Consider the following 21,959-nt stretch of genomic DNA (forward strand, 5'->3'; position numbering starts at 1 on the left):
TCAGAGCGCGGCGAGCGCGATGTTGAGCCGCAGCACGTCGACGGTCGGCTCGCCCAGGTAGCCGAGGTCACGGCCCTGAATGAAGGACTCGACCAGATCATGAACCTGCGACTCCTCCAGTCCGCGCGCCTCTGCGACACGAGGCACCTGCAGTAGAGCGTAGGCGGGGCTGATGTGCGGGTCGAGTCCGGAGCCCGACGTGGTGAGCGCGTCGACCGGGATGTCGGCCACCGGCACCCCTTCCAGCTCCGAGATCGCGGCCTTGCGGGCGTCGATCTCGGCCAGGAAGTCGGGGTTCTCGGGGCCGTAGTTGCTGCCGACGGATGCCGCCGCGTCATAGCCTGCGGCCGAGGGCCGCGACTGGAACCACTCGGGCAGGGCGTTGCCGTCGTCGTCGGTGAACGACTGCCCGATCAGCGACGAACCGACGACCGTGCCGTCGGCATCCGTCACCATCGAGCCGTTGGCCTGGGCGGGCAGCACGAGCTGACCGACGCCGAGCACCGCCAGGGGGAACACGATGCCGAGCGTGACGGTGGCGACGATCATGTAGCGCAACGCCACCCAGTAGGGGCGGGCGAAACCGCGTGTAGGAGCCATGAGAGCAGGAGCCTTCTTTCTAGAAACCGGGGATGAGGCTCACGACGAGGTCGATGAGCTTGATGCCGATGAACGGGGCGATGACGCCGCCGAGCCCGTAGACGAGCAGGTTGCGGCTCAGGATGCGCGATGCCGACATCGGCCGGTATTTCACACCGCGGAGCGCGAGCGGGATCAGCACCACGATCACCAGGGCGTTGAAGATGACCGCCGAGAGGATCGCCGAGGCCGGCGAGTGCAGCTGCATGATGTTGAGCAGCGCGAGACCCGGGAAGACCGCGGCGAACATCGCGGGGATGATGGCGAAGTACTTGGCCACGTCGTTCGCGATCGAGAACGTGGTGAGCGCCCCGCGCGTGATCAGCAGCTGCTTGCCGATGGCCACGATGTCGATGAGCTTCGTGGGGTCGGAGTCGAGGTCGACCATGTTGCCGGCCTCTTTGGCCGCCGAGGTGCCCGTGTTCATGGCCACGCCGACATCCGCCTGCGCGAGGGCCGGGGCGTCGTTGGTGCCGTCACCGGTCATGGCGACGAGACGCCCGCCCTCCTGCTCGCGGCGGATCAGGGCGAGCTTGTCCTCGGGCGTCGCCTCGGCCAGGTAGTCGTCGACGCCCGCCTCGGCCGCGATGGCCTTGGCCGTGAGCGGGTTGTCGCCCGTCACCATGACCGTGCGGATGCCCATCGAGCGCAGTTCGGCGAACCGGGTGGCGATGCCCTCCTTCACGATGTCCTTGAGGTAGACCACACCGAGGATCTGCGCGGGGCGGCCGGGCTCGCGCACGGCCACCACGAGCGGCGTTCCGCCGAGCTCGCCGATGGCGTCGGTCTGTTCCTGCAGTTCGTCGAACAGCGAGCTGCCCTTGGTGCCCGTCTCGCGGGCCCAGGCGGTGACAGCCGAGCCGGCGCCCTTGCGGATCTGGCGACCGTCGGCGAAGTCGATGCCGCTCATGCGGGTCTGCGCCGTGAACGGCACGATCTCGCCGTCGACCGTCGACGGCCGGCGGAAGCCCTGCTGTTCGGCGAGGTCGACGATCGACTTGCCTTCGGGGGTGGGGTCGGAGAGCGACGAAAGTGCAGCGGCATCCCGCAGCGCGATGTTGTCGACCCCCACGAGGGACCGCAGCTCGGATGCGCGACGGTTGCCGTAGGTGATCGTGCCCGTCTTGTCCATCAGCAGCGTGGTGACGTCGCCCGCGGCCTCGACCGCGCGACCCGACATGGCGAGCACGTTGTGCTGCACCAGGCGGTCCATGCCGGCGATGCCGATGGCCGAGAGCAGCGCACCGATGGTGGTGGGGATGAGGCAGACGAGCAGCGCCACGAGCACCGCGACCGACGGGGCGGCGTCGGAGTAGCCCGCGATCGGCCCGAGGGTGAGCACCACGATCAAGAAGATGATCGAGAGGCTCGCGAGCAGGATGTTGAGGGCGATCTCGTTCGGCGTCTTCTGCCGCGAGGCCCCTTCGACGAGCCGGATCATGCGGTCGACGAAGGTCTCGCCGGGCTTCGAGGTGATGCGCACCACGATGCGGTCGGAGAGCACGCGGGTGCCGCCGGTGACCGCGCTGCGGTCGCCACCCGACTCCCGCACCACCGGCGCCGACTCGCCCGTGATGGCCGATTCGTCGACCGAGGCGATGCCGTGCACGATGTCGCCGTCGCCCGGAACCAGCTCACCCGCAACCACGACGACCGTGTCGCCGAGTCTGAGATCGGCCGAGGCCACCTGCGTGGTCGTGGCACGCTCGGCCGCCGGGTCGTGCGCCGGGTCGTAGTCGACCACGCGAACGGCCATGGTGCTCGTGCGGGTCTTGCGCAGGCTCGCGGCCTGGGCTTTGCCGCGGCCCTCGGCCACGGCCTCGGCCAGGTTGGCGAAGAGCACGGTGAGCCAGAGCCAGACGGCGATGCCCCAGGTGAAGGCGACCGAACCGGCCGCGTCCCCCGAGCCGAGGAACGGCTGCACGATGGCGATCAACGTCGTCAGCGCGGCTCCGACCTCGACGATGAACATCACCGGGTTCTTCCACATGACCCGCGGATCGAGCTTGCGGAAGGCCCCGGGAATGCCCGTGGCGAGTTGTGACGTGAACATCGACATGATGGTTACTGCAGCCCTTCAGCGAGAGGCCCGAGTGCGAGCACCGGGAAGTAGGTGAGGGCGACGACGATCACGACGACGCCCACGAGAAGGCCCACGAACTGCGGGCGGTGGGTGGGCAGGGTGCCGGCGGTGACGGGGATCCTGCCCTGGGCGGCCAGCGACCCGGCGAGCGCGAGCACGAAGACGATCGGGATGAACCGGCCGAGCAGCATGGCGACGCCGAGCGCAGTGTTGAACCACGGGGTGTTGGCGGTGATGCCGGCGAAGGCCGAGCCGTTGTTGTTGGCGGCCGAGGTGAAGGCGTAGAGCACTTCACTGAAGCCGTGCAACCCGGGGTTCCAGATCGAGGTGCCCTCGACATCCGCTCGCACCGCCGGAATGGCGAAGCTGAGCGCGGTGCCGAGCAGCACGAGCACGGGGGTGGTCAGGATGTAGAGGCTCGCGAGCTTGATCTCGCGCGGGCCGATCTTCTTGCCGAGGTATTCGGGCGTGCGGCCGACGAGCAGCCCCGCGATGAACACGGTGATGATGGCGATCACGAGCATGCCGTAGAGGCCCGCCCCGATGCCGCCGGGCGCGATCTCGCCGAGCATCATGTTGAACATCGTCATCATGCCGCCGAGCGAGGTGAAGCTGTCGTGCATCGAGTTGACCGCACCGGTCGACGTGAGCGTCGAGGTGGAGCCGAAGAGAGCGGATGCCGCCACGCCGAAGCGCTGCTCCTTGCCCTCGAGCGCCCCGCCCGCGGCCATGGGACCGGTGCCGGCGCCGATGATCTCGAAGGTCGTGAGCGCCGCGAGCGACACCACGAAGATCGTTCCCATCGCGGCCAGCACGGCGTAGCCCTGCCGCTTGTCGCCCACCATCGTGCCGAAGGTGCGGGGCAGCGAGAACGGGATGGCGAGCATCAGCACGATCTCGAACAGGTCGGTCCAGGGCGTGGGGTTCTCGAACGGATGCGCCGAGTTCACGTTGAAGAAGCCACCACCGTTGTTGCCCAGCAGCTTGATGGCCTCCTGCGACGCGACCGGCCCGCCCGGGATCGACTGCGTGCCTCCGGTGAGGGTCGTCACGTCGGTGAACCCGGAGAAGTTCTGGATGACGCCGCCGGCGATCAGCACGATCGCCGCGATGAACGACAGCGGCAGCAGCACCCGGAAGGTTCCGCGGGTCAGGTCGACCCAGAAGTTGCCGAGGGTGCCGGTGGAGCGGCGCGAGAAGCCGCGGATCAGGGCGATCGCCACGGCGAGACCCACGCCGGCCGACACGAAGTTCTGCACGGCCAAGCCGATCAACTGCACGGTGTAGCCCATGGTGACGTCGGGGGAATACGACTGCCAGTTCGTGTTGGTCACGAACGACACGGCGGTGTTGAACGAGAGCCCCTCGGGAATCGCGGGGAACCCGAGCGAGTAGGGCAGCACGGCCTGCAGGCGCTGGATGAGGTAGACGAGCAGCACCCCGATGAGCGAGAAGGCGAGCACACCGCGCAGGTAGGCCCCCCAGCTCTGCTCGGAGTCGGGGGCGACCCCGACCACGCGGTAGAGTCCGCGCTCGACCTTGAGGTGCTTGGCCGAGGTGAAGGTGTGCGCCATGAAGTCGCCGAGGGGCCGATAGATCAGCGCGATGGCGAGGGCGAGGGTCGCGAATTGCGCGACGGCGAGCCAGGTCTCCATGTCAGAAACGCTCCGGCTTCACGAGGGCGTAGACGAGGTAGGCGACGGCGGCGACACCGAGCACCGCGGCGAGCAGTTCGATGACGATCACAGCTTGCCGACCCCCCAGGCGACGAGGGCGACGATGCCGAATAGGGCAAGGATCGCAGCGACATAGACGATGTCGAGCACGGGTATCTCCATCCGAACGGTGTTGACTGACGGATGTCGATTCAACGCCGCTGCCGGGCAGCCCCTGTCGGTCCTAACGATTTCCTGTCGCCACGCCGCGAGAACCCCACGCGTTCCATACGCGCCCGGTTCGACCTATGCTTTTCGAGTCGAGTTCAAAGGAGAACCATGACCGAAACTCTGACCGCGCGCGCCATCACCTGGCGCGAGGCCCAACTGGGCCTGTGGGTCGCGACCACACCACATGCCGGGCCGATCGGCATCGTCACCGAGAAGTGGGTTCACGGCTTCGTCGTGACCGGGCGCAGCGGAAAGCACCTCGGAACCTACCCGAGCCTCGACGACGCGAAGGCGGCGCTGGAGGCAGTTCTCTAGCGCACGGTGGCGGGCCCGTTGGCACCGCCGTGCCCGTTTCCGTTGTGCCCGTTGCCGTTGGCACCCGGCTCCTCGGTGAACTGCAGCCCACCGCTGCCGTTCGACGACTGGGTCAGGATGTCGAGCCACTCGCGGTTGATCGAGGGCACGCGGCCGCCTGCGAACTTGAAATAAAGAGGAATGGATGCGTCGAGCCAGATGCTCGAGCGCCCGTCGCCGATCGCGGGGTCGTCTTTCCAGGAGAAGAAGAAGCTCTCTTTGCGCCGCAGTTTCGCCGCGATGACGATCTGCAGGTGTGTGAGTGTGCGGTCGTCGAACTCGATCTCGATGCTCGATGTGCCGTACAAGAGCTTTCCCATGCCCCCATTAACGCACGCAACCGGCCTGAGTACCGCATACGGGCGGGCATCCGTTCGCCGCACTAGTGTTGCGAGCACGTCGAGATGAGGTGTTCGTGTTCAAGAAGAAGCCGCAGACCCCCGAGGGGGCCGCCCTGCAGCCGGGGTCCGACCTCGAGATCGCGGGGCACGACACCGTGCCCGCGGTGCGCATCAATGCCTTCCGCATCGGTCTGGTCGGCGCGCTGGGCGTGCTGCTCGCCATCCTCATCGGCGGCATCATCACGCAGCTCAGCACGGTGCTCATCTACATCGGCGTCGCCCTGTTCCTCGCGCTCGGACTCGACCCGCTGGTGTCGTGGCTCGAGAAGAAGATGAAGCGCTGGCTCGCCATCGTGATCGTCTTCGCCGTGGTCATCCTGGTGTTCGGCGGCCTGCTCTTCGCCGTCATCCCGCTCATCGTCGACCAGGCGTCGAACTTCATCGACCAGTTCCCGCAGATTCTCAAGGACTTCACCAACAGCGACTTCGTCGCCGGAGTGCAGTCGCAGCTCGGCGGCATCATCGACATCGACAAGGCGGTGCAGGGCGCCACCGACTTCGTGCAAGACCCGAACAACCTGCTCGCCGTCGGCGGCGGCCTGCTGGCCGTCGGCACCGGCATCGCGTCGGGGGCGACGGGCGCCGTCATCGTGCTCATCCTGACGCTCTACTTCCTCGCGTCGCTCCGCAGCATGAAGCGGGTCACCTACCGCTTCGTGCCCGCCAACAAGCGGCCCGCGTTCGCATCGCTCACCGACGACGTCACCGGGGCCGTCGGGCGCTACGTGGTGGGGCAGATCGGCCTGGCGGCCATCAACGGCATCCTGAGCCTCATCTTCTTGAGCATCATCGGGGCCCCGCTGCCGGCGCTGTTCGCGTTCGTCGCTTTCCTGGCCTCGCTGATCCCGCTCGTCGGCACCCTCTCGGGCTCGATCATCATCGTGCTCGTGTGCCTGTTCGCGTCACCGCTGACAGCCCTCGTCGCGGCGATCTACTACATCATCTACATGCAGGTGGAGGCCTACTTCCTGAGCCCCCGCATCATGAACCGTGCCGTCTCGGTGCCGGGCGCGATCGTCGTGATCGCAGCCGTCGCGGGCGGCACCCTGGGCTCGGTGCTGGGCGCGCTGGTCGCCATCCCGATCGCCGCTTCGGGCATCATCATCATTCAGAAGGTCGTCTTTCCGAAGCAGGACGCCAAGCTCTGACCGCCTGGGAGCCGGTCGGCCCATCGCTGTACCTCGCCTGGGAGCCTGACGCAACCCCTGACCGACTCGCCCCGACCGGCGTAGGTTCGGCGGCATGACCGATCACGAAGACGACATCGCAACCATCTCCAAACTGATCTCCGCGTCGAAGATCGCCCTGGTCACCACCCAGACCGCCGACGGCGAGCTGCACAGCCGGCCGTTGGCCGTTCAAGAGGCGGAGTTCGACGGCGACCTCTGGTTCTTCACCCAGCACCCCAGCGAGAAGACCGACGACATCGCCGTGAACCCCCAGGTGAACGCCGCGTTCGAATCCGGCAAGGGCTACCTCTCGGTCTCGGGCACCGCCACGGTCGAGCGCGACCAGGCGAAGATCGACGAGTTGTGGTCGAAGGGCGTCGAGGCCTGGTTCCCCGAGGGCCGCGAAGACCCCACCGTCGCGCTGCTGAAACTGCACGCCGAGTCGGCCGAGTACTGGTCGATGGACGACCCGCGGGCCGTCACCCTGTTCAAGATCGCGAAGGCAGCGGTCACCGGCGGCCAGCCCGACGTGGGCGAGAACCGCACCGTCGAGCTCTGAGGCATGGGTCGCCGGTCACTCGGCCGCGCGACCGGCTCTTCGCCCTCAGTTCCGCACCCCCTCACCCGCACACCCCCCACACGACGAAAGCGAGACTCATCATGACCTCCACCATCGAACGGCACGTCGAAGCCCCCTCCGACGCCGGAGCCAAGCCCACCCGCCGCCAGAACGCCGAGCGCGGCTTCAAGGCGTCGAAAGAGCTCACCGACAGCATGCAGAAGGTGCTCGTCGACCTGATCGAGTTGCATCTTCAGGGCAAGCAGGCGCACTGGAACGTGGTGGGCAAGAACTTCCGCGACCTGCACCTGCAGCTCGACGAGATCATCGACGACGCCCGTGAGTTCAGCGACGTGGTGGCCGAGCGCCTGCGCGCCCTGCACGCCGTCGCCGACGGGCGCAGCGACACCGTGGCCGCGACGACCACGCTGCCCGAATACCCGAACGGCGAGATCGACACGGCCGAGACCGTCGATCTCGTCACCGTGCGGCTCGAGGCCGTGGTGGGAACCATGCGCGAGGTGCACGACACCGTCGACGAGGCCGACCCGACGAGCGCCGACATCCTGCACGGCATCATCGAGAAGCTCGAGCAGCACGCCTGGATGGTGAGCGCCGAGAACCGCAAGCCCGCCAAGTCGCGCTGACCTGGCGGTCTCGGCCGACTAGCGGCGGCCGCTAGCCGGTGGCCGCCAGCGGGAACACGAGCAGTGAGCTCGTGGCCGTGGCCACGACTCTGCCCGCGGCATCCGTCACCGACGCCTCGGCGAACGCGACCCGCCGGCCCGGCTTCACCACGCGGCCCACGCACGTGAGTTCGCCGCTGTCGTGGTGCAGCGGGCGCAGGTAGCTCACCTTGATCTCGATCGAGGTGTAGCCGACGCCGGCGGGCAGAGTGGTCTGCACGGCGCAGCCGGCCGCGGAGTCGAGCAGCGTGCACACCAGGCCACCGTGCACGATGCCGATGGGGTTGTAGTGCGACTCGTTCGGGGTGCAGGTGAACGTGGCGGTGCCGGGTTCGGCCGACACCAGGGTCATGTCGACGAGCTTGCCGATGGGCGGCGGCGGGAGCTCGCCGTCGATCATGGCCTGCAGGAACTCCAGGCCGGTCAGGCCGGCGGCGGCCTTGACGCCGATGAAGGGGTCGTCCCACTCGACCAGGCGGCGGCGGACCGGTTGTCGGGCTGCGTCGGGTGGGGCGGCGTCGGGTGAATCTGCGTCGGGCGAGGCGGCGTCGGGTGGAGGTGCGGATGCGTCGTCGGATTCCATGCCGTCAGGCTACGACCTCACACCACGTCGGCGTAGAGCTCCGACGGCGGCATCGGGTGGTGCGACAGCGTGCTCCAGCCGGCCGCGAGGGCGTCGAGGCCCCGTTTCAGTTCGGGCAGCTGGTGGCCGATCGGAATGCGGATGAACCGCTCGAAGGCCCCGTCGAGGCCGAACCTGGGCCCCGCGGTGATGAGCACTCCGCGCGATCGCACCGACAGGGCGAGCTGTGAGCTGAACGGCTCCCTGAGGTTCACCCAGACCGCGAGACCACCGTCGACCCGCGGCACCCGCCAGTCGGGGAACCGCTCGCCGAGCATGCTCACGATCGTGTCGCGGCCCTCACGCAGTTGCGCCGAGCGCAGTTCGAGCACGGGGTCGAAGTCGCGCAGCAGTTCGGCGACGATCAGCTGGTCGAGCACCGGGGTGCCGAGGTCGCCCGCGAACCGGGCTCCCGCGAGCTTGCGGATGATCGCGGGGGTGGCGCGGATCCAGCCGACACGCAACCCCGACCACACCGTCTTGCCGACCGAGCCGATCGTGATGGCCGAGTCGGCCGTGGCGGCGTCGCCGTAGGCCGCGAACGGCAGGAACGACTCGGCGCGGTCGATGTCGAGCTCACCGGTGGTCTCGTCGGCGATCACCAGGCTGCCCTGGCGGGCCGCGTCACTCAGCACCTGACTGCGCAGCTCGGCCGGCATCGACTCCCCGGTGGGATTGTGGAAGTCGGGCATGAGGTAGGCCAGGGCCGGGCTGGTGCGGGCGAAGGCCTGCTCGAGGCCCACGGCATCCCAGCCGTGCATGCCGTCGTCGCTGGTTCCCTTCGCGCCCACCGCCACCGGCACCAGGCGCGCGCCGGCGGCCTTCAGCGCCTCGTAGGCGTGCGGGTAGCTCGGCAGCTCGACCACGGCCCGGTCGCCCCGGCCGAGCAGCACGCGCGCCAGCAGGAAGATGGCGTGCTGCGCCCCGATGGTGATCATGATCTGGTCGACGCTCGTCGGCAGTCCACGCGCGGTGTAGCGGTCGGCGACGGCTTCGCGCAGCGCGCGGGAGCCGAAGGGATCGAGCCCGCTGCCGCCCAGTTCGACGGCGAACGAATCCATCACCCGCTGCGTGGCGGCATAGAGACCGGGATAGGCCGGGAGCGTGGCCTTGCTGAAGTCGATGAAGTCGCCCGACACGTCTTGGCCGCCCACCGGCGCACGCCCGGGCAGCCGGGTCACGCTGCCCGAGCCGCGCACGCTCTGGGTGTAACCGGCGTCGCGCAGCTCGCGATAGGCGGCCGACACCATCGTGCGGCTCACGCCGAGGGCTTGTGCGAGGTCACGCTCGGCGGGCAGGCGGGTGTCGACCGCGATGCGGCCGTCGAGCACGAGCAACCGGATGCGATCGAACAGCGCCAGATAGGAGGGGCCGGTCGTCTGCCGCCAGTCACCGAGGTGTGCGATGAGCGACCGGGTTCCGATTCGTGCGTCAGCCATGCAACCACCCTATCGACATTGGCTACTTGATCAACGGCCAATGACGCGATTGGCTTTGCGAGTGAGCGTTCGATCCTTCCGCCTGTTCCGCGTGCTGCTCCTGCTGCGCGTGCCGCGGACTCCGGGGGTGCCGCGCGCCCTGCGGGTGCTGCGTCTGCTCGCAGGGCTCGTGCTCTACGGGTTCGCCGACAGCCTGATCATCCGGGCGTCGATCGGCGTCGAACCCTGGACCGTGCTCGCGCAGGGCGTGGCCGAACGCACGGGGTGGAGCATCGGCATCCTCACGAACGTCATCGGCCTCGGCGTGCTGCTGCTCTGGATTCCGCTGCGGCAGCGACCGGGGCTCGGCACCGTGCTCAACGTGCTGGTCGTCGGTACGTCGATCGACCTCGGCCTGCGGCTGGTGCCGCCGGTGGAGTCGTGGGCGGGGACCGGGTCGGGGTCGGCGGTGTGGTCGAGTTCGTCGCTGTGGTCGGGGTCGCTGTGGTCAGCGTCGTTGTGGTCGGGGTCATCTGGATCTTCGGGCGCGTCGCTGTCGATGCTCGGGATGCAGGTCGGCCTGTTCGTGGCGGGGCTGCTGTTGCTCGCGGTCGCGAGCGGCATCTACATCGGTGCGGATCTCGGGCCCGGTCCGCGCGACGGGTTGATGACCGGCATCCGGAGCCGCTTCGGCTGGCCGATCTGGCTGGGCCGTGGCGTGGTCGAGGGATCGGTGCTGCTCGTCGGCTGGCTGCTCGGGGGTGACGTGGGCATCGGCACGCTCGTGTTCGCGCTGGCGATCGGGCCGCTCTGCGCGGTGACGCTGCCGCTGTTCGGCGCCGTGCCGCGGGCGTCGGGGTCGCCGGCGTCGCGGTCGTCGCGGTCACGGTCGTCGCGGTCGCGGTCGTCGGGGTCACGGCCGCGCTCGGCGGGATCGCCGTCGTCCGAGCCCTCATCGTCCGGGCCCTCATCGTCCGGGCCCTCATCGCGAGGGTCGCAGTCGACATCGCCAGGGTCGCCGTCGTCGAAGTCGTCGCGGTCGCCGGTGTCGGCACCGCCGCCTTCGTCGAGCGCGCCACCCGCGCTGCCGGCGCCGCGGTAAGGTCGTCTCGCCCGCAGCCCCACCGAGGAGAACCATGGCCCTGGCCGACTATCTCGACGCCTTCTCAGAAGATCCGCTCTACCTCAATCACGCGAGCTACGGCCCGCCGTCGAGGGCGGTGACCGACACGGTGCAGCGCCTGTTCGCGATCGCGGCGAAGGGTGGTCCGGCGGCATCCGCGACCCTGCACAGCGAAGACGGGCGCGCCCGCACGGCGGTCGGGGCGCTGGCGCGCATTCCGGCCGAGCGCATCGCCCTCACGACGAGCACGTCGCAGGGACTGATGCAGCTCGCGTTCGGGGTGAGCGGTGAGGTGCTGGTGAGTCTCGACGAGTTTCCGGCCAATCTCGTTCCGTGGCGGCGTGCGGCCGACGCGGGGCGGGTGCGGGTGCGGCCGCTGCCGGGGTCGGGGGCAGGGTCAGATGCCGTCTCTCCCGTGATGGTGACCCCCGAGCGGGTCGCCGACGCGCTCACTCCCGCGACCAGGGTCGTGTCGGTGAGCGCCGTGGACTTTCGCACGGGGTACCGGGCCGATCTGTGGGGCATCCGGGATGTGATCGGGCCGGATCGGCTGCTGGTGGTCGACGGCATCCAGGGGTTCGGGGCCATCGATGCCGACTGGTCGCCGGCCGATGCGGTGGTGGTGGGCGGCCAGAAGTGGCTGCGGGCGGGGTGGGGCACCGGGTTCATCGGCTTCTCGGAGCGCGGGCTGCAGGCGTTCGCCCCCACGTTGTCTGGCTGGTCGGCGGTCGAGGATGCCGCGCTCTACGACGGCGCGGAGCACGCGCTGCTGCCCGGGGCCGAGCGGTTCTCGGTGACCAATCTGTCGCCGTTCACGAGCGGGGCGCTGGCGGCGGCCGCGGAACTGGCCTCTTCGGTGGGCGTCGCCGCGATCGAGGCGAGGATCGAGGGCATGGCGTCGGCCCTGATTGACACCCTGGATGCCGCGGGCATCCTGGTGCTCTCGCCGCGGCCGGCGGAGTCGCGGGCCGGGATCGTGGTGGCGGGGTTCGGGGCGGGCGGGGCGGCTGCTGTGCACGCTCGGCTCACCGCCGCGGGGGTGACGTGCACGCTGCACGCCGACGACCGCATCCGGTTCGCGGTGCACGCGACGACGACGCTCGAGGCCGTGGAGACAGCGGGGAGGGTCGTCGGGGCCGGCGGCGTCGGGGCCGGCGCCGTCGGGTAGCGGCGGCATCCGGAGTTCGCAGCATCCGCCGGCGCGAGCGACGCCGGCCCCGGCATCCGTGGGCAGCGGCATCCGAGGGCCGCGGCATCCGAGGTTCGCGGGTCAGGCCTGCTTGGCTGCGGCCTTCGCCGCGCGCTTGGTCTCGCGCACGCGGGTGAGCGAGTCGGCGTCGACGATGTCGGCCACCGAGCGGAACGAGCCCTCTTCGCCATACGGCCCGGCCGCCTCACGCCAGCCGGCGGGTGTGACCCCGTATTGCTTGCCGAGCAGGGCGACGAAGATGCGCGCCTTCTGTTTGCCGAAGCCCGGGAGCGCCTCGAGGCGTTTGAGCAGCGTGGGTGCGTCGGGGTGGTCGCGCGTCCAGAGTTGGGAGACGTCGCCGCCCCACTCCGACTCGATGGCGGCGCTCAGGGCCTGCACGCGGGCTGCCATCGATCCGGGGTAGCGGTGCACGGCGGGCGTCTGCCGGAAGAGTTCGACGAAGGCCTCGGGGTCGTAGTTCGCGAGGGTGTGGGCGTCGAGGGCGCCGACGCGGTCGAGAATCTTCTTCGGCCCTTCGAAGGCAGTCTCCATGGCGATCTGCTGGTCGAGCAGCATGCCGATCATGAGCGCGAACGGATCGGTCGAGAGCAGTTCATCGGCGGCGGCATCGCCGGTGATGTGGAGCGAGATGGCCATGCTCCATGCTGGCACGGGGCGGGGGGCGGTGTCGATCGCACCCCGAATCCCCAATGTCAGAGGCATGGTATTGACTGATCCTCATGAAGCAATCCAGCGTCTCGTTCTCCTCGGCACCCTCCTCGGTGCCGGGCGGGCTCGGTGCTGCGCTCGCGCCGTTCGGGGCTTCCGGGTCGTCAGGGGGGTCGGGCGCCGATGCCGACTCCGACTCCGACTCCGTCTCCGTCTCCGACTCGCTCGAGCTCGACGAGCTCGGCCTGCAGTTCGACGAACTGTTGCGCGCCATCGCGGCCGACGACGCGTCGATCGCAGCAGCCGAGGCCCGGCGGGCCCGCCACCTGGCCGCTATCGCAGCGGTCGCCGCGCGGATGTCGCGGCGCGACGGCACCGCGGCGACATCCGCGGGGCGCGAATGGGTGCGGCGCAAGCTCGCGGCAGAGATCGGCTGCGCCACCCATCGCACCGAGGGTGCCGTCTCGCGCCTGATCGACGAGAGCGAGCGGCTGGTCGACGAGTTGCCGGCGACGCTCACGGCCCTCGAGAGCGGCGAGATCTCCTATCGGCACGCCCGTGTCATGATCGGGCACGCCATCACGGTGCCGGCCTCGGCGCGGGCCTCGTTCGAGCAGCAGCTGCTTCCGGTCGCGGCGGCGCTGGCGCCGCACCGCTTCGACATTCAGGCCCATCGGCTGCGTGAGCGGGTGCACCCCGACTCGATCATCGACCGCACTCGGGCAGCCCACGCCGAGCGGCACGTCGCCTTCTCGGTCGACGGTGACGGCATGGCGAGCATCCGTCACCACCTTCCCGTCGTCGACGCCCTCGCCATCGACGATCTCATCGACAAGATCGCGCGCTCCCAGCGTGGTGAGGGCGGCCCGGGCGAGCGGCTAGGCGGGCCACCCACCCCTGGTGAGTCGGCCGCGACCACGGCGGGCGGCGCGGATGCCGCTGCGAGTTCCTCCGCGATCGTCAGCGCCGAGGCTCGACGCACCCACGCCCAGCGCCGAAGTGACGCGCTCACCAACCTCATCCTCGGTCGCGGCGAGCGCCCGCGCATCACGCCCAGCGTGGTCGTCACGGTGAAGGCGTCGACCATCGCGGGTGCCGACGACGATCCGGCCGAGCTGCACGGCTACGGCCCGATCGATCCGGTCATGGCCCGCGAGATCGCGGCCCTCGCCCCGACATTCCTGCGAGCGCTCACCAGGCCCGATTCGTCTGGGCCGGTCGTGGTCACCCGCCATCGCGCACGCCCGGTCGCCGATGCTGCGGTCGGGCGCGACCAGCACGACGCTTCCCCGATGCTGCGAACGGCGCTGATGCTCGCCGACGACACCTGCCGGTTCCCGAACTGCGGTCGACGGGCGTCGCGGTGCGAGCTCGACCACACGCACGCATGGGCCGAGGGCGGCCGCACCACGCCCGACAACCTCGCCCACCCCTGCCCGAAGCACCACCACCTCAAGCACGACGGAGGCTGGAAGGTCACCGGCTCCGACGACGGCACCCGCACCCTGCACTGGACCAGCCCCCGCGGCACCCGCTACGCAACGCACCCGGGTGGCACGCCACCCGAACCGGTAGCCCCACGGCCTGGCGCAAGCGCCCCAGCATGCCCGCACGCCCCGAGCGCCGCACCACCCCCACCGTCTGGCTCGAGCACCGCACCACCCCTACCGACCGGCCAGATCGCCGCGCCACGAACACCGCGGCCCCCATCTCTCGCGCCACCCGTCGCCGCGCCACCGAGCGGCGAGCTCGACGACGACCCGCCACCGTTCTGACCGGGAGAGTTCGTCACGTGAATTTGCCGGGGGTGTCGATCGCGGCCCGGTTCGATCGTCATCACTGTAGAAGCCGCCCGTGAACGCGGCTAACCTGACCACCACGAAAGGACCACAGCATGCGCTACTCATTGCTCCTCACCAACCAGGAAGCACAAGACGCCGGCGTCACCGAAGAAGACATGGCACCGTTCCGCGCGGCCTTCGACGCCTACGCCAAGTCACTCGAACAGGCGGGCGTGCTGATCTCGGCCGACATCCTGCAGCCCTCCGCGGCCACCACGACGATCACACTCCGCAACGGAACCCTCGAGGTGCAAGACGGCCCATTCGCCGACACCAAAGAGAAACTGGCGGGCGCCTTCGTCGTCGACGTGCCCGACCTCGATGCCGCCATCGCTTGGGCCGAGAAGTGCCCGGGCGCGCAGTACGGCGTGATCGAGATCCGTCCGACCGCCCTGTCGTTCAGCGACGGGCAATGGCACGAACTCGGATGATCCCTCCCGCGCCCTCGACCGGTCCGGCCGCCTCGCCCACCACGGGCGGGCCGGCGGCCGCGAAGCGCGACACCACCGCGGCCACGGCCCACCTCAATGCGCCGGATGCCTCGGCGACGACGAGGCGCGACGCGGGGGATGCCGCGGCGGTGACGGCTGAACAGGTGGCCCGCACGGCCTACGGGCGGCTGCTGGCACTGCTGGCGGCACCGACCCGCGACATCGTCGCGGCCGAAGACGCCCTGGCCGACGCATTCGAACGGGCCCTGCGCGGGTGGCCCGAGAGCGGGGTGCCCGACAATCCCGAAGGCTGGTTGCTCACCGTCGCCCGCAATCGGCAGCGCGACGAACTCGGCTCAGCGGCCCACCGCACGTCGGTCCCTCTCGACCTGCTGATCGAATCATCCGGACCCACCGAGTCGACTCGCGATGCGGGCGGAGGCCGCGCCCAGCACCCCACCACCGTCGACGACCCCTTCGCGGTGACGCTCGCGCACGACCATGCGCCCGATCTTGAAGCGATTCCCGACAAGCGACTCGAACTGCTCTTCGTCTGCGCCCACCCGGCCATCGACCCCGCGGTGCGCACCCCGTTGATGCTGCAGACCGTGCTCGGCTTCGACGCCCAGCAGATCGCCACCGCCTTCGTCGTGCCTGCTCCCGCCATGGCGCAGCGGCTCGTGCGAGCCAAGCGGCGCATCCGATCGGCCGGCATCCCGTTCACGGTGCCCGACCGCACGGCGATGCCGGGCCGCCTCGCCCCCGTGCTCGAAGCGGTCTACGGCGCCTACGCCATCGACTGGCAGCGCGTATCGGGCGAGACGCTGCGGGAGTCCCTCTCAGCCGAAGCGCTCTACCTGGCCGAGACCCTCGCCGACCTGTTGCCGACCGAGCCCGAAGCACACGGACTGGCCGCTCTGCTCTGCCTCTCGATCGCGCGAACGGGTGCCCGCACCACTCCCGAAGGCGACTGGATTCCCCTCGACGCCCAAGACCCCACCCTCTGGAATCACGCCCTCATCGCCCGCGGCGAGTCCCACCTGCGCCGGGCACACGCCCTCGCAACCCGTGAGGGCACGGCCGAACCCATCCCCTTCGGCCGCTTCCAGCTCGAGGCCGCCATGCAGTCGGTGCACTGCGCCCGCGCATCCACCGGCGACACCGACTGGCGCACCCTCCGCACCCTCAACGAAGCCCTCGTGCGAGTCGCCCCCACCCTCGGCGCCCACGTCTCCCTCGCCGCCACCATCGCCGAAGTCGACGGCCCCGAAGCCGGCCTCGCCTACCTCGACCACCTCGCCACCGAAGCACCAGACCTGGCCCGCTTCCAACCCGCCTGGGCCACCCGAGCGCACCTCCTCGCCCGCTCCGACCGCCCCACCGAAGCCCACACCGCCTACACCCGCGCCCTCACCCTCACCACCGACCCCCACCTCCGCACCGCCCTCCACCACCACCAATCCACCCTCCCCCACTAACCCCCACTCCCACGACCTCCCCCTCAAGCCGCCGGCAGCCCCACCCCAACGCATCCAACCCACCGCCAGGCCCCACCCACCACCACCCCGTCGCCGGGAGGCCACTTACCCGATCCCATCGCGGCGCAGCCCGCGCCCCTAACTCGCGGTCACGGGTTTCCGGTTCGGTGCTGGGGCGCCTTTGAGCTCCGCTCAACCCCTAGCCCCAGTGCCGAACCGGAAACCCGTGACCACCACCCGACCCGACCCCGCCAGCGCCAGTCGAACCAAAACCCTCAATCCTCCGCGACATCCCCCCGCACCCACCGCACATACCGCTCCAACCCCCGCTCCACGACCCCCGCCGCCCCCGACTCGATCACCCGGAACGCGCTGTAGACCCGGTCGAACTCCAGCTCCCCCACGGTGCCCGCGATGCGTCGCACGAGTCGTTCCGGCAGCGGAATCAGGTTCGGGTAACTCCGCATCACCGACACCGACGCCAGGTCGGCCCCCACCATGATCGTGTCTCCGGTCAGCAGCACCCCGCGGCCCGACGCGCCCGCCCGCCACTGCGCCACGGCGCTGCCGGCGAAGTGCCCGCCGCACTGCACCAGCCGCACTCCCGGCAGCAGCTCGAGATCGCCACTCCACAACCCGATCACTGGGTCAGGCCGCCTGATCCAGCGCGCATCCGCTTCAGCCACGAGCACGGGCGCGCCGCCGAAGGCGTGACTCCACTGGATCGACGAGCCGGTGAGATGCGGATGACTCGCCGTCACCGCCGCCACCCCGCCGAGCTCCGCCACCGCAGCAATGCCTGCGGCGTCGATGAATCCCGGCGGCTCCCAGAGCAGGTTGCCCCCCGGCGTTCGCACCAGCAGTCCGCGCTGCCCGATGCCGAGCTCGTGGTCGGTTTCGACCGCGAACAGATCGGGCTCGAGCTCGCGCACCACGATGCGGTAGCCCTCGGCCTCCAGCTGGTCGCGGCTGGTCCACTGCTGCCCGGATGCCGGCACCCACTGCCGCTCGTCGCTGCAGATCGCGCAGTGCGCCGGCGGCGACGGCGTGTCCGGATGCTCGATCGCACAGGTTGCGCAGGTCCAGATGGTCATCGTCGACCCCCTCGTGATGCGGAGAAGTCCCGTTCTGCTTCTCCTACTGCACCACCGGCATCCGTTGCCTGTCTACTGCACAGCCGAAACCGGTGGCTCCCCGAGCGACTCGAAGAGCTCGTCGATGCGGTCGGTCGAGAACAGCTGATCGGCCGTGATCAACGCCAGCCCCGTCACCCCGGCGAACTCCCCGAGCTGCGACACCCGGATGGCCAGGTTGCGCGTGGCCAACGGCTGCGAGCGCTGGTAGACCCGTTCGCGAACGCCCGACAACAGCACTTCGTCGCAATCGGCCAGCTGACCCGACACGACGATCATCTCGGGGTTGAGAATGCTCACGAGGTCGGCCACCGCGTCGCCGAGCACCCGACCCGCCTGACGCACGAGCCGCACGGCCTCGATGTTGCCGAGCTTCACGAGCGAGACGACCTCGGCCACGTTGTCGACGTGCACCCCGGCCGCTTCGAGGTCGCGGATCAACGCCCAGCCGCCCGCGTAGGCCTCGACGCAGCCGACGTTGCCGCACCGGCACGGCAGGGGGTTCGCGGCATCCGGCACCGCGGCCCTGGTGTGGCCGATGTCGCCGGCCGCTCCCTCGCTGCCGCGGATGATCTGGCCGTTGAACACGAGCCCCGACCCGATTCCGGTGCCGAGCTTCAGGCTGATGAGGTTGTCGTGCCGGTGCGGGCGCGCCTCGGCGACCGCGCGGGAGTTGGCATCGTTCTCGACCACGACCGGCACGCCGTAGTCGGCGAACCAGCCGACGATGTCGAAGCGGTCCCAGCCGGTCATGATCGGCGGGTTCACCACGCGCCCGGCGGCGAACTCCACCGGACCGGGAACGCCGATGCCGATGCCCCAGACCTCTTCGTCGCCGAGCAACTCGGTGAGTGCGGCGCCGACTGCGCCGAGCACGCGGTGCGGCCCGTCCCACACGTCGACCAGCTCGCTGACGTGCCGCAACGGTGTTCCGCCGAGATCGCACACCGCCGCCACGAATCCGGTGGCCCCGATGTCGGCGGTGAGCAGCACCGCGCGCCGGCGATTCAGGGCGAACCGGCTCGACGGCCGCCCTCCGGTCGACTCGCCGCCGCCGATCTCCTCGATCAGGCCGGCGGAGTGCAGCGAGGCGAGCCGCTGATTGACCGTCGAGCGTGACAGACCCGAGATCTCGATCACGTCGGTGCGGCTCAGTTCGCCGTGCTCGCGAAAGAGCGCGAGGACTTCACCGACGTGGGTTCGCACATCCTTCACTTTACGCAGAGCTCCATCGCGGTCATCGAATTGACGTGCAGTCATTGTAACCACATAAAAGAGAAAGTCAGCCAACTTTTGTGTTGCAATAAATCAAAAGTGCGCGTAGTTTCGAAAACCGAAGGCACGCAGTAGTGCCCCAACCACCAAGGATGACAATGTTCAGCAAAGACGCAACATGGATGCGCACCGCACGCATCGCAGTGCCCCCCGGTCTTGCGGCCCTCGCTCTCGCCGGCTGCTCCGGTGGCGACGCCGGCAGCACGGGCGGCTCGGGCGGCTCCTCGTCCAGCAACGTCGCCGCCGTGATCAAGGGCCTCGACAACCCCTTCTTCCAGGCGATGGAAGACGGCATCCAAGAGACCGCAGACGCCGACGGCGTCGACGTGACCATCCAGGCCGCCGCCGACATCGGCGACACCACCGGCCAGGCCGACAAGCTCACCACCCTCGCCGGGCAGGACTTCGGCTGCTTCATCGTGAACCCGATCTCGGGCACCAACCTCGTGCAGTCGCTCAGCCAGGTCTCGGGCGCGGGCAAGCCCATCGTCAACATCGACAGCCCGATCGACGCGGATGCCGCGAAGACCGCGAACCTCGACATCGCCACCTACATCGGCACCGACAACGAGGCCGCGGGCGGCAAGGCCGGCGACTTCGTGCTCGATCAGGTCGACCCCGGCTCCGAGGTCGCGATCATCGGCGGCATCGCCGGCGACGTGACCAGCGGCGCCCGCGTCGACGGCTTCAAGGCGGCCGTCGGCAGCGACGTCGACATCATCCAGGAGTCGGCCGCCGACTGGAAGCGCGAGGTCGCCCTCACGACCGCGACCGACATCATCGCCGCCAACCCGAACGTGAAGGCCTTCTTCGCCGCCAACGACGACATGGGCCTCGGCATCGTGAAGGCCGTCGAGAACGCCGGCCTCACGGGCACGATCACCGTCGTGTCGGTCGACGGCAACCAAGACGCCCTCGAGTCGGTGAAGGCCGGCGGCCTCTCGGCGACGGTCGCCCAGTACCCCTACGCGATCGGCTCGCTCGGCCTGCAGGCCTGCGAGGTCGCGACATCGGGCGGCACCCTGCCGAAGACGATCGAGTCGCCGACCGCCCTGGTCACGAGCGCCGAGGCCGACGACGCCATCGCCGCCTTCCCGCAGCCCTTCGCGCCCTTCGACAACCCGCTCGAAGACCTGCTCCCCGCCAAGTAGTCCCTCACCACCCCGGGGGGTGCGTGCCCGCTGCGCGCACCCCTCTTCGCCCCCGACTGAAACGTGACGCCAATGACCACCACCGAAGCACACCGGCCCGGAAGGATGCAGGCGGTGCTCGCTCAGACCCGCCAGCTGAGCTTCTGGGCCGAGAATGCCGCACCGATCGGCCTCATCGCCCTGGTGATCGTGTTCTCGATCCTCTCCCCCACCTTCCTCACCCTCGGCAACATCAAGGCGATGCTCGTCGCCGCGGCCATCCTCGTGATCCTCGCCGTCGGCCAGGCCTTCGTCATCACGACCGGGGGCATCGACCTCTCGATCTCGGCCACGATGACCTTCGGGGCGATCGGCTTCGGCCTCGCCTTCCAGGCCGGGCTGGGGTTCTGGGTGTCGGCCCTCGTCGCCGTCATCGCCGCCCTTCTGATCGGCATCATCAACGGGCTGCTGATCGCGAAGGGAAAGGTGACCGACTTCATCGCGACGCTCGGTACCCTCTCGGTGGCGACCGGCCTCGCCCTCATCGTCTCGAACGGCAAGCCGATCAGCGTCTTCAGCCCCGAGCTGCTCACCCTGACCTCCGGCGCCATCGGCATCTTCGGGTTCCCGATCATCCTGGCCGCCGTCATCGCCGCCCTGGCCTGGTTCTTCATGTTCCGCACCCGGTTCGGCCTGCACGTGCAGGCGGTCGGCGGCAATGAAGAGAGCGCGGTGGCCAACGGCGTGAGCGCCACCAAGATCCGCATCGCCGTCTACCTCATCTCGGCCGGACTCGCCGGCGTCGCGGCCCTGCTGCTCGTCGCGCGTGTGGGCGCGGCGGAGCCCGCGATCAACACGCAGTTCCTGCTCAACTCCATCGCCGCCGTCGTGCTGGGCGGCGTGAGCCTCACGGGCGGCAAGGCCAAGATCGTCGGCCCCGTCATCGGTGCGCTGCTGCTCACCGCCCTCACCAACGGGCTCACGCTTCTCGGTGTCTCGCAGTTCTACCAGCCGCTCGCCGTCGGACTCGTCGTGGTCCTGGCCGCTACTCACGAGGTTCCAGAAGAAATGACCGACAAATACAACTCCCGACCGGATGTCGCCCCCTTCACCGGCACGACTCCGGCCAGTGATTTCATCCTCCAGGCCACCGACATCAAGAAGTCGTTCGGCGGCGTGCACGCCCTGAAAGGCGCGTCGATGACCATGCGCCGGGGCGAGATCACCGCCCTCATCGGCGACAACGGCGCCGGCAAGTCGACCATGGTGCGCTGCCTCTCGGGCATCCACCGGCCCGACTCGGGCACCATCCTGCTCGACGGCGAGAACGTCACGTTCGAGACGCCCAACGCGGCCCGCGAGCGCGGCATCGAGACCGTGCAGCAGAACCTCGCCCTCGTCGAAGAGCTCACCGTGTGGCAGAACTTCTTTCTCGGCCGCGAGAAGACCCATGGAGTGGGGCCCTTCCGCACCCTCGACCGCAAGCTGATGAAGGCCACGGCCGGAGACCTGCTCAAAGACCTGGCGGTCAACGTGCCGCCCGTCACCAGCAAGGTGCGGCGTCTCTCGGGCGGCCAGCGGCAAGCGGTGGCCATCGCCCGCGCCGCGGGCTGGGGATCGAAGATCGTGATCATGGACGAGCCGACCGCCGCGCTCGGCGTGCAGGAGACCGCCCGAGTCGAGGGCGTCATCAACTCGCTGCGTGACGCGGGCGTGGCCGTGCTGCTGATCAGCCACAACTTCGACCAGGTCGTGCGCCTCTCCGACCACGTCTGGGTGATGCGCGCGGGCCTCGCCGTCGCCGAACGCCGCACCAACGAGACCGACGGCGACGAGCTCGTGGCTCTCATCACCGGCGCGAAGGCGGCCTGAG

Annotated in this window: 21 protein-coding genes; 11 read left to right on the forward strand and 10 right to left on the reverse strand. The window is 69.5% G+C overall.

Translation table 11 applies throughout. The features are described 5' to 3' along the window. From kdpC to N1032_RS12875, 4 genes are read right to left on the reverse strand one after another with little or no spacing between them, the layout of a single operon-like run. The gene (kdpC, locus tag N1032_RS12860) at nt 1-600 is read right to left on the reverse strand and encodes a K(+)-transporting ATPase subunit C (RefSeq protein WP_259539493.1); all 600 of its coding nucleotides are present in this window, start codon (nt 598-600) and stop codon (nt 1-3) included. Nucleotides 601-619: 19 nt separating this feature from the next. After that, entirely contained in the window at nt 620-2,692 is a 2,073-nt protein-coding gene (kdpB, locus tag N1032_RS12865) for a potassium-transporting ATPase subunit KdpB (protein ID WP_259539494.1), read from the reverse strand. Between the two features lie 11 nt (nt 2,693-2,703). Then, nucleotides 2,704-4,377: a potassium-transporting ATPase subunit KdpA gene (gene kdpA, locus N1032_RS12870; protein ID WP_259539495.1), complete on the reverse strand. Its 1,674-nt coding sequence runs from the start codon at nt 4,375-4,377 to the stop codon at nt 2,704-2,706. Nucleotide 4,378: 1 nt separating this feature from the next. Then, on the reverse strand, nt 4,379-4,468 hold the full coding sequence (locus N1032_RS12875) for a potassium-transporting ATPase subunit F (protein WP_259539496.1): 90 nt from the start codon (nt 4,466-4,468) through the stop codon (nt 4,379-4,381). A 248-nt stretch (nt 4,469-4,716) separates the two neighbouring features. On the opposite strand from N1032_RS12875, the gene N1032_RS12880 reads away from it, so the two are divergent. Then, on the forward strand, nt 4,717-4,923 hold the full coding sequence (locus N1032_RS12880) for a hypothetical protein (protein WP_259539497.1): 207 nt from the start codon (nt 4,717-4,719) through the stop codon (nt 4,921-4,923). Here N1032_RS12880 and N1032_RS12885 read toward each other — a convergent pair. After that, nucleotides 4,920-5,282, reverse strand: a complete 363-nt coding sequence (locus N1032_RS12885) for a DUF7882 family protein (RefSeq protein ID WP_259539498.1) — start codon at nt 5,280-5,282, stop codon at nt 4,920-4,922. The two genes, N1032_RS12880 and N1032_RS12885, sit on opposite strands and share 4 nt — an antisense overlap. A 95-nt stretch (nt 5,283-5,377) precedes the next feature. Between N1032_RS12885 and N1032_RS12890 the strand changes: the two genes are divergently transcribed. The 3 genes from N1032_RS12890 to N1032_RS12900 all read left to right on the forward strand — a co-directional run bounded on the left by N1032_RS12890 (nt 5,378) and on the right by N1032_RS12900 (nt 7,738). Beyond that, nucleotides 5,378-6,511 (forward strand): AI-2E family transporter, encoded by a 1,134-nt coding sequence (locus N1032_RS12890; protein ID WP_310795947.1) that lies wholly within the window; start codon nt 5,378-5,380, stop codon nt 6,509-6,511. Between the two features lie 94 nt (nt 6,512-6,605). Continuing rightward, nucleotides 6,606-7,091 carry a pyridoxamine 5'-phosphate oxidase family protein gene (locus tag N1032_RS12895; RefSeq protein WP_259539500.1) on the forward strand — a complete coding sequence of 162 codons (486 nt, stop codon included), beginning with the start codon at nt 6,606-6,608 and terminating at the stop codon, nt 7,089-7,091. A gap of 101 nt (nt 7,092-7,192) precedes the next feature. Beyond that, entirely contained in the window at nt 7,193-7,738 is a 546-nt protein-coding gene (locus tag N1032_RS12900; protein WP_259539502.1) for a Dps family protein, read from the forward strand. 31 nt (nt 7,739-7,769) lie between these two features. Here N1032_RS12900 and N1032_RS12905 read toward each other — a convergent pair whose 3' ends face one another. Together N1032_RS12905 and yczR are read right to left on the reverse strand one after the other, a co-directional pair. Then, on the reverse strand, nt 7,770-8,360 hold the full coding sequence (locus N1032_RS12905; RefSeq protein WP_259539503.1) for a PaaI family thioesterase: 591 nt from the start codon (nt 8,358-8,360) through the stop codon (nt 7,770-7,772). 17 nt (nt 8,361-8,377) lie between these two features. Continuing rightward, nucleotides 8,378-9,838 carry a MocR-like transcription factor YczR gene (gene yczR, locus N1032_RS12910; protein ID WP_259539504.1) on the reverse strand — a complete coding sequence of 487 codons (1,461 nt, stop codon included), beginning with the start codon at nt 9,836-9,838 and terminating at the stop codon, nt 8,378-8,380. A 61-nt stretch (nt 9,839-9,899) separates the two neighbouring features. Here yczR and N1032_RS12915 point away from each other — a divergent pair, with 61 nt between their 5' ends. Both N1032_RS12915 and N1032_RS12920 read left to right on the forward strand, forming a co-directional pair. Next, nucleotides 9,900-10,919, forward strand: coding sequence for a YczE/YyaS/YitT family protein (locus N1032_RS12915; RefSeq protein ID WP_407933035.1), 1,020 nt, complete (start codon nt 9,900-9,902; stop codon nt 10,917-10,919). A 34-nt stretch (nt 10,920-10,953) separates the two neighbouring features. Then, nucleotides 10,954-12,108: an aminotransferase class V-fold PLP-dependent enzyme gene (locus tag N1032_RS12920; protein WP_259539505.1), complete on the forward strand. Its 1,155-nt coding sequence runs from the start codon at nt 10,954-10,956 to the stop codon at nt 12,106-12,108. 102 nt (nt 12,109-12,210) lie between these two features. On the opposite strand, the gene N1032_RS12925 is transcribed toward N1032_RS12920, so the two are convergent. Next, entirely contained in the window at nt 12,211-12,780 is a 570-nt protein-coding gene (locus tag N1032_RS12925) for an HhH-GPD-type base excision DNA repair protein (RefSeq protein ID WP_259539683.1), read from the reverse strand. Nucleotides 12,781-12,869: 89 nt separating this feature from the next. Here N1032_RS12925 and N1032_RS12930 point away from each other — a divergent pair, with 89 nt between their 5' ends. The 3 genes from N1032_RS12930 to N1032_RS12940 all read left to right on the forward strand — a co-directional run bounded on the left by N1032_RS12930 (nt 12,870) and on the right by N1032_RS12940 (nt 16,548). Then, entirely contained in the window at nt 12,870-14,573 is a 1,704-nt protein-coding gene (locus N1032_RS12930) for an HNH endonuclease signature motif containing protein (RefSeq protein WP_259539506.1), read from the forward strand. A gap of 119 nt (nt 14,574-14,692) precedes the next feature. After that, complete coding sequence (locus tag N1032_RS12935; protein WP_259539507.1) at nt 14,693-15,070, forward strand: YciI family protein; 378 nt, start codon at nt 14,693-14,695, stop codon at nt 15,068-15,070. Next, nucleotides 15,052-16,548, forward strand: coding sequence for an RNA polymerase sigma factor (locus N1032_RS12940; protein ID WP_259539508.1), 1,497 nt, complete (start codon nt 15,052-15,054; stop codon nt 16,546-16,548). The genes N1032_RS12935 and N1032_RS12940 overlap by 19 nt, the downstream gene beginning before the upstream one ends. A gap of 275 nt (nt 16,549-16,823) precedes the next feature. Here N1032_RS12940 and N1032_RS12945 read toward each other — a convergent pair whose 3' ends face one another. Both N1032_RS12945 and N1032_RS12950 read right to left on the reverse strand, forming a co-directional pair. Continuing rightward, complete coding sequence (locus N1032_RS12945) at nt 16,824-17,642, reverse strand: MBL fold metallo-hydrolase (protein WP_259539509.1); 819 nt, start codon at nt 17,640-17,642, stop codon at nt 16,824-16,826. 72 nt (nt 17,643-17,714) lie between these two features. Then, complete coding sequence (locus N1032_RS12950) at nt 17,715-18,887, reverse strand: ROK family transcriptional regulator (protein ID WP_259539510.1); 1,173 nt, start codon at nt 18,885-18,887, stop codon at nt 17,715-17,717. 167 nt (nt 18,888-19,054) lie between these two features. Here N1032_RS12950 and N1032_RS12955 point away from each other — a divergent pair, with 167 nt between their 5' ends. After that, on the forward strand, nt 19,055-20,107 hold the full coding sequence (locus tag N1032_RS12955) for a substrate-binding domain-containing protein (protein ID WP_259539511.1): 1,053 nt from the start codon (nt 19,055-19,057) through the stop codon (nt 20,105-20,107). A gap of 72 nt (nt 20,108-20,179) precedes the next feature. Further along, nucleotides 20,180-21,958, forward strand: a complete 1,779-nt coding sequence (locus tag N1032_RS12960) for an ABC transporter permease subunit (RefSeq protein ID WP_259539512.1) — start codon at nt 20,180-20,182, stop codon at nt 21,956-21,958. Nucleotide 21,959: the final 1 nt, after the last annotated feature.

It is taken from the genome of Herbiconiux daphne (assembly GCF_024979295.1).
GTDB lineage: Bacteria > Actinomycetota > Actinomycetes > Actinomycetales > Microbacteriaceae > Herbiconiux > Herbiconiux daphnes.

Excerpts from the sequence above, each read along its gene's own strand:
- kdpC (WP_259539493.1), bottom strand. The coding sequence starts at position 600 with ATGGCTCCTACACGCGGTTTCGCCCGCCCCTACTGGGTGGCGTTGCGC.
- kdpB (WP_259539494.1), bottom strand. The coding sequence starts at position 2,692 with ATGTTCACGTCACAACTCGCCACGGGCATTCCCGGGGCCTTCCGCAAG.
- kdpA (WP_259539495.1), bottom strand. The coding sequence starts at position 4,377 with ATGGAGACCTGGCTCGCCGTCGCGCAATTCGCGACCCTCGCCCTCGCC.
- N1032_RS12880 (WP_259539497.1), top strand. The coding sequence starts at position 4,717 with ATGACCGAAACTCTGACCGCGCGCGCCATCACCTGGCGCGAGGCCCAA.
- N1032_RS12885 (WP_259539498.1), bottom strand. The coding sequence starts at position 5,282 with ATGGGAAAGCTCTTGTACGGCACATCGAGCATCGAGATCGAGTTCGAC.
- N1032_RS12895 (WP_259539500.1), top strand. The coding sequence starts at position 6,606 with ATGACCGATCACGAAGACGACATCGCAACCATCTCCAAACTGATCTCC.
- N1032_RS12900 (WP_259539502.1), top strand. The coding sequence starts at position 7,193 with ATGACCTCCACCATCGAACGGCACGTCGAAGCCCCCTCCGACGCCGGA.
- N1032_RS12905 (WP_259539503.1), bottom strand. The coding sequence starts at position 8,360 with ATGGAATCCGACGACGCATCCGCACCTCCACCCGACGCCGCCTCGCCC.
- yczR (WP_259539504.1), bottom strand. The coding sequence starts at position 9,838 with ATGGCTGACGCACGAATCGGAACCCGGTCGCTCATCGCACACCTCGGT.
- N1032_RS12920 (WP_259539505.1), top strand. The coding sequence starts at position 10,954 with ATGGCCCTGGCCGACTATCTCGACGCCTTCTCAGAAGATCCGCTCTAC.
- N1032_RS12930 (WP_259539506.1), top strand. The coding sequence starts at position 12,870 with ATGAAGCAATCCAGCGTCTCGTTCTCCTCGGCACCCTCCTCGGTGCCG.
- N1032_RS12935 (WP_259539507.1), top strand. The coding sequence starts at position 14,693 with ATGCGCTACTCATTGCTCCTCACCAACCAGGAAGCACAAGACGCCGGC.
- N1032_RS12940 (WP_259539508.1), top strand. The coding sequence starts at position 15,052 with ATGGCACGAACTCGGATGATCCCTCCCGCGCCCTCGACCGGTCCGGCC.
- N1032_RS12945 (WP_259539509.1), bottom strand. The coding sequence starts at position 17,642 with ATGACCATCTGGACCTGCGCAACCTGTGCGATCGAGCATCCGGACACG.
- N1032_RS12955 (WP_259539511.1), top strand. The coding sequence starts at position 19,055 with ATGTTCAGCAAAGACGCAACATGGATGCGCACCGCACGCATCGCAGTG.
- N1032_RS12960 (WP_259539512.1), top strand. The coding sequence starts at position 20,180 with ATGACCACCACCGAAGCACACCGGCCCGGAAGGATGCAGGCGGTGCTC.